7 protein-coding genes are annotated in these 5,924 nt (G+C 68.0%); 2 read left to right on the forward strand and 5 right to left on the reverse strand.

Annotated elements, in window-relative coordinates:
• From VS93_RS29575 to VS93_RS25790, 4 genes are all read right to left on the reverse strand, one after another.
• On the reverse strand, window positions 1-659 hold a 659-nt coding region (locus tag VS93_RS29575; protein WP_236700744.1), incomplete at its 3' end, for an N-terminal phage integrase SAM-like domain-containing protein.
• Between the two features lie 182 nt (window positions 660-841).
• Window positions 842-1,708, reverse strand: a complete 867-nt coding sequence (locus VS93_RS25780; protein WP_046472448.1) for an aminoglycoside phosphotransferase family protein — start codon at window positions 1,706-1,708, stop codon at window positions 842-844.
• A gap of 844 nt (window positions 1,709-2,552) precedes the next feature.
• Window positions 2,553-3,011 (reverse strand): hypothetical protein, encoded by a 459-nt coding sequence (locus VS93_RS25785; RefSeq protein ID WP_236700745.1) that lies wholly within the window; start codon window positions 3,009-3,011, stop codon window positions 2,553-2,555.
• A complete protein-coding gene (locus VS93_RS25790) occupies window positions 3,008-3,238 on the reverse strand; it encodes a hypothetical protein (protein WP_046472449.1) in 231 nt (76 codons plus the stop codon). The genes VS93_RS25785 and VS93_RS25790 overlap by 4 nt, the downstream gene beginning before the upstream one ends.
• 126 nt (window positions 3,239-3,364) lie before the next feature.
• Here VS93_RS25790 and VS93_RS25795 point away from each other — a divergent pair, with 126 nt between their 5' ends.
• Together VS93_RS25795 and VS93_RS25800 are read left to right on the forward strand one after the other, a co-directional pair.
• The gene (locus tag VS93_RS25795) at window positions 3,365-4,504 is read left to right on the forward strand and encodes a helix-turn-helix domain-containing protein (RefSeq protein WP_052746007.1); all 1,140 of its coding nucleotides are present in this window, start codon (window positions 3,365-3,367) and stop codon (window positions 4,502-4,504) included.
• 10 nt (window positions 4,505-4,514) lie between these two features.
• Window positions 4,515-5,102 carry an HD domain-containing protein gene (locus tag VS93_RS25800; protein ID WP_046472450.1) on the forward strand — a complete coding sequence of 196 codons (588 nt, stop codon included), beginning with the start codon at window positions 4,515-4,517 and terminating at the stop codon, window positions 5,100-5,102.
• A 162-nt stretch (window positions 5,103-5,264) separates the two neighbouring features.
• Here VS93_RS25800 and VS93_RS25805 read toward each other — a convergent pair.
• Window positions 5,265-5,924 (reverse strand): DUF2637 domain-containing protein (locus VS93_RS25805; RefSeq protein ID WP_236700746.1); only part of this gene is annotated, 660 nt, incomplete at its 5' end.

Genomic DNA, 5,924 nt, shown 5'->3' on the forward strand with positions numbered 1-5,924 from the left:
CCCGGACACTGGCGTAGCCCGGCGCCGACCGCGGGGATCATGGCGAGCCGGTAGCGAGGGGAGATCGCATCGGCCAGTGCCCACACCTGCTCAGCAGAGAACATCGTGAGCTCGCGGTCCTCGATCGGTGGCAGCTTCACCCGCGTACACGGATTGGCAACGATCAGCTCATCATCGACGGCCGCCTGCATGAAGATCCGCAGTGTTGCGAACGTGGTGTGCAGTGTGGACGTGCCTACCGTGCCCTTGATCTCGGCAACGAAGTTCTTCGTGTCGCCGCGGGTCAGGCTGCCCAGTTGCCGGTCTCCCAGGCGCGGTCGGATGCGGTTGCGCCAATGCCGGTCGTAGGTCTCAAGGGTGCCGCTCACGAGGTGGTGCTGAGCAGGTTTCCACCGCTTCTCGACGTACTCGACGAGCGTCATCTTGCCGCGGGCCGGATCCACGTAGGCGCCGCGCAGCATGTCGGCCTCGACGGTGGCGGCGAACCGGTCCGCGTCCGGCGCGCGGCGGCGGGTTCTCCAGTTGCCGCACGAACTCTTGGACGTCGTCTTCGACGATCGTCGGGGCGTGGTCGGTGTCGGGGTCGGTCGCCACCGCGATCCACAGATGCTCGGTGCGGCGAATCGACCTCTCCTCGCCATAGCGTTCGCGGAGGTCATCGAGCGTTGCCTGATCGGAGGTGGTAGCCATGCTGCTCAGGGTGGCGAGAGCTGCAGGACACTAAAACATCGCAAAGGACGCCTCGCGGGACGTCTTCAGGGATGTAAAACGTCCCTATGATTCCCAACGAACGGCTACGCGCTGCCACGGCCGCCGGCACCACGGTGCGGGGGCGGCTTCGTCATGCCCGGATCCGGTGCTCGGCCCACGCCTGGTGTGACCACAGCGCCCTGCGTCGCCCTTCGGCGAGCCATTCCGGGCCGTTGTCGGCCTTCTCGGCGAGAAACAGGAACCGCGCTACGGCGATCGCGTCCAGCGCGCGCGGCGGCGCGTGCGCCCAAGCCGGATACTGAGCAGCCCACGCCTCAGCAGCCGCCGGCGAGTAGCCGGCCTCGATCATCGGAGCGATCAGCAGCGCCGAGTCGAGCCATGCGGGGCCACGGGCGGCCAGCGCCCAGTCGACCAGCCGCACGCCGTCGGTGGTGGCGATCATGTTGGAGATGGCGGGGTCGGCGTGGACGAGCGCGCCGCCGGCGAAGTCGTCCTCGCTCACACGGGTGATCGCCCGGCTGTAGAGATCGATGTGTTCGAGGTCAGAGGGCGGGTCCGCGACCGTGCGCCGGGCCGCTGCCAACAGCACGGCGACCTTCTCGTCTTCATCGGTGACCGGCGGCAAGTCCACCGGGCAGCGGCCCGTGGCCACTAGGGCGGCTATCACTTCGTCGGCGTCGCGTGCGAGGTCGACGTGGCGGCCCGAAACATACTCCCACACGAGGGTGATCCACCCGGCGTCGCTGACCCACAACAGCCGCGGCGCCGACTTCGGCCTCGCCGCGGCGACCGCCAGTTCGCGCCGGTAGGACGCCGCCGCTGGGGAGCGAGCCGGGATGGCCTTCACGAACACGGCGGTGGACTCAGTCTCGACGATGGAGGCGATGCCGACGGTCAGCCCGGCCGGGGTGGTCGTGGTCAAGCGCACCCGCCCGAACTCCGCCTCGAACGCGGTCCGGGCGGGTTCGGGCAGGTGCGCCCAGGTGAAACGGTCCATGACTGGGTTCTACCCGATCGCTACTTGGCCTGGCTGTCGTGGCAGCCCTTGTGGCAGCCGTCGCCGTCGCCGCCGGTCTTGGTGTCGGTGCAACTGGAGCACGGCATCTCCTGAGCCAGATGTCGGTGTCGACGTGCAGGCCGGTGGCGTGGAGGGCGTCCAGGGTACGGGCAGCCGAGGCGGCGCGCTGCTCGATGCTGGGCTCGGTGTCGTTGGGGTAGTGGTCGACGAATTCGCCGAGCACGCCTTCGCAGAAGGCTCGGTAGGCGGCGGTGCGAAGGATGAAGGCGTGCCAGCCCAGGTCGACCAGCGGGGAGGGCCCGATAGGGGCGTCAGTCTGGGAGCAGGCCACGAGGAAGGCGAGGGCCTGGTCGACGATGCGGGCGGCGGTGTCGCGGTCGGGGCAGTGAGGGTCACGAGTGACGTCGGTGGTGAGGCGGTCGAAGAGGTCGGGGCTGATGAGGTCGCGTGCGCGGGTGGTGGTTGCAGTGGACATGCGTGCCCTTTCTTCGTGATTCCTTGTGAGCGCCGCACGGGGGTGTGCGGGCGTTTGTAGAGGTCGCCACGCTCCCCCTCTCCGGCGCGGCGACCACCCGCGCCGCGCGACACCATCGATCGCGCGGCGCGGAGTCTCGGCTACTGGTTGCTCGGACAGTTCTTCATCGGCAGTCCTCGCCGGGCATTCGTGCGGCGCCGTAGTCTTCGCAGTCGAACATCGGTGCCTCTCTCCTTAGGGGGTGGTGGGCCGCGCGCCGTGCGGGGAAGGACGCAAGGTGCGCGGCCCATGGGCCCACGCGGCCACCACCAGGAGGGCGGGGTCCGCGGCCGCGCGGGGGACTGTGGGTCATGGCCAGTCGAGGGCGCGCTCCACGAGGTGGGTGCGCAGGCTGGCAGCGGTGGCGCCACACCGCTGGTGGCGCTCGGTCTCCACTCGGGCGGCGGCGATCAGGGCCGCCTGCCCCTGGGCATCCTCCTCAGGGGCAGATAGGCAGGGAGCGATGACCTCCCGCACGTGGTAACACTCGCCATCGGCGACCTGGTGGACCATTCCGACCACGTAGGTGCGAGCCAGACGCCGCAGCGCGGTTCCCTGAGGCAGCACATCCCGGCACCGGCAGCTGACGCGCTGGCCGGAGACCACGGCCTCGTAGGTCACCGACTGCCAGTCCTCGGTCACCACGGTCATGGTGGCGTCTATGGCGGTCGCCCATGCTTGCAACTCCTCGAAGTCGCGGGCGATGCGGACATCAACTGGCGGAGTGTCGGTGCGCTGTGGAGGAACCAAGCGCGGTTGGGGGCTCACCGTGTCACCTCCAACCAGCGACGCATCACGGTGGCGAGCTCGGCCAGGTCGTCCGGGCGCTTGGCATCGGCCTGCTGTTGGGCGATGTTCTGTAGAACAGCCACGCCGCACTGGGTCGCACCCGCACGTTCCTGCTCCCGACACTGCTCCCAGGCGAGGAGGTAGGGCCGCACCACATCCACGCAGGCACCACCGACTGTCGGGGCACGCTCGGCGTCGGGAAACATCGGATTCACCTCAAGCGCTCAGATCGCTTGCCGTACTGTGGTGAGGACACTACGGATTAGCGTTTTCGCATTGAACTGACCGCTGGTACGAGTGTTTACGCACGCCAAGACCCCCGAGGTGCGACCATGGCCACGGCCAAGCGGCGAACCCTGACCACCAGTCAGTCTGGCCAGCCCAAGGTCGAAGGCGACCGTGAAGGACGTATCGCCGGCTACGTCCTGAAGATCATCCGGCAGGCTGCCTCTCTCACGCAGGAGGAGTTCGCCCACCGTCTCGGCGTTGACGTCACGACCGTCCAGGGGTGGGAGTCCGGCCGGCGCCCCCTGATGGCGGTCTCGGCCGGCACGTACCTGCGGACCCGTCACTTCCTGCTGCAACTCGGAATATCCTCGCGGCTACTTTCCCAGCTCGACACGGCGATGGAAGCAGACCGCTTCATCGGCTACGTCCTGGGCAGCGACTGCCCCATCGACCTCGCCACCCATCCGCTCGCCACATGGGTGATTACTCGCCCCTTTACCGACCTCATCGGCTGGACGTTCACCGGGACCACGCCGTCGACACTGGCAGAGGCAATCTCCTCCCGCCGCCGCGGCCCAACACCGACCGGTCCCCGGCTCGCCACCGACGAGCGCCGTCACGTTGTCACTCATCTGCAAAGCGTCGCCGAGCAGTCGGCGGCCGACACGGCCGAAGGCGCCTTGTTGCGCCGCCAAGCCCACTACGTGGCCGGATTCGACTCCTCCACCCAGACCGTGGAGTGGCTGGCCGTGATGCAGCGCGCCGAACAACGCCGACTGCGCACCGGCGAGTGGTCCCCATCGTGGGCGGTGGCCCGCTCCGGGGCGCATACCCTCGCCCGTCAGGGAGACGGTGACGCGTTGCCTCAGTTCATCGGGGTTCACATCGCGACCGACGCTTGCGAGAGCGCCAACCTCAACTACTGGGCGTACTGGCTCGGGGAGATCTCTGACCCACAGATCAGCGACTCGTTCATGGTGGAACTCGATCTGGACTCCTGGCGCGGCGACCGGATGCTGAGGCACCTGACCGACAAGCTCGACCCGAGCAACCCTTACGTCGACGTCGTCGTGCACACGCTGTGGTCACTGATCACCCACAAACCGGAGTTGGTGACGCCGCAGACGGCCGCCCCACTAGCGGAGACAGCCGCGGGTCTGCTTGACGAAGGCTCAGTTTCATCTCAGTCGGCGAAGGAGCTTCGTGAGGTCCTTTACGCTCTACGAATGATCCACCGTCGGTAGAAGGGGCCTTATGGCTGACGAGCAGGAGCACGCTCGCGCGATCGACTTCCTCTACGAGGTTGGGCTGCTGAAGCGCTACAAGCGCACCGGTTGGGTCATCGCCGGTGTGCCCGCTGCGGAGTCGATCGCCGACCACTCCCACCGAACCGCGATCACGGCCGCGGTGATCGCCTCAATGGAGGGGGCGGACCCACAGCGCGCGGCGTTTCTCGCGCTGTTCCACGACACGCAGGAAGCACGGGTTACTGACATCCCCTACATCGGCAAGCGCTATCTGAAGGCGGCTGCCAATGAGGCGGTCACTCAAGATCAGACGGCGGGGATGCCGCCGGCGCTGGCCGAGGTGATCTCGTCGGCGGTCGGGGAGTACGAGGCGAAGGAAACCGCCGAAGCACGGTGCGCGAAGGACGCCGACAAGCTCGAATGCCTCTTGCAAGCGGTGGAGTACCGGGAACAGGGCACCGATACTCAGGCATGGATCGATACGTCGGTGACTGCGTTGCAGACAGAGTCGGCCAAACGGCTCGCCGACGAGGCATTGAATGCGTCGCCTTTGCGGTGGATGCATCAGGCACGCGATTCCAAGCCCGCCCTCTGAAAGCACTGGCTCGCGAAACTCCGTGCGCACAACGACCGGCCCCTCAGCCACCGCGGCACGTGCGGCATGGCCACGGTGGCAGAGGCACCTAACGGCACTCGGCGATGCGGGCAGGTGCCCACCGCTCGCCGAACCCGAACCGCTCGCCCAGTTCCTTGCCGGTCATGTGCCGCCCGGCGGCACGCGCGGCACGGTAGGCGGCACGCTGGGTTGTTCGAGGACCGGCACGAGCCGGAGCGGCGGCACGGTGGCGGCATCCAACACACCGATCTCGGCGAGATCATCAGTGATCGCGACCTGCCGCTCGGCGATGATCTCCGGAATTCGGGCCACCGCTTCCTCCATGCGCACCCCGGCCTGGAGCCGGTAGGCCACATCGGCAGGGATCTCCCGGTGCCAGTGCCGCCCGAACTTCTGACGTAAGCGGTAGATGGCCTCACGCCGCGCCAGGTCGGCATCGAGGGCATCGGAGTAGCGGGTGGTCTGCCACAGCACCATCCGGCGCCACATCGCCAGCGTGGATAGCGGGGCGAGCAGCCAGCGGGCCCGCGGGATCGATTGGCGACGCAGCTCATCGGCATCACCCACCAGCCGCAGCAGGTGCGTGCGCAGCGCCTCCACCCCGGCGATCAGGATCACCGGAGCGATGGCGGGCATGACCACCGCGATCAGCCCGTGTTCCACGCCTGCGGCGGCGTTGATGCCGATCGCTGCTGCGGCGAGCAGCCGGGCGAACTGACGCAACCAGGCGATCGGGCGGCCGATCCAGGCCAACAGCAGATCCAGGGCGAGCACCGCCACCAGGCCACCCTCGATCCCCAA

Origin of the sequence: Allosalinactinospora lopnorensis (genome assembly GCF_000981225.1) — a bacterium.
Taxonomy (GTDB): Bacteria; Actinomycetota; Actinomycetes; order Streptosporangiales; family Streptosporangiaceae; genus Allosalinactinospora; species Allosalinactinospora lopnorensis.

Excerpts from the sequence above, each read along its gene's own strand:
- VS93_RS25780 (WP_046472448.1), bottom strand. The coding sequence starts at position 1,708 with ATGGACCGTTTCACCTGGGCGCACCTGCCCGAACCCGCCCGGACCGCG.
- VS93_RS25790 (WP_046472449.1), bottom strand. The coding sequence starts at position 3,238 with ATGTTTCCCGACGCCGAGCGTGCCCCGACAGTCGGTGGTGCCTGCGTG.
- VS93_RS25795 (WP_052746007.1), top strand. The coding sequence starts at position 3,365 with ATGGCCACGGCCAAGCGGCGAACCCTGACCACCAGTCAGTCTGGCCAG.
- VS93_RS25800 (WP_046472450.1), top strand. The coding sequence starts at position 4,515 with ATGGCTGACGAGCAGGAGCACGCTCGCGCGATCGACTTCCTCTACGAG.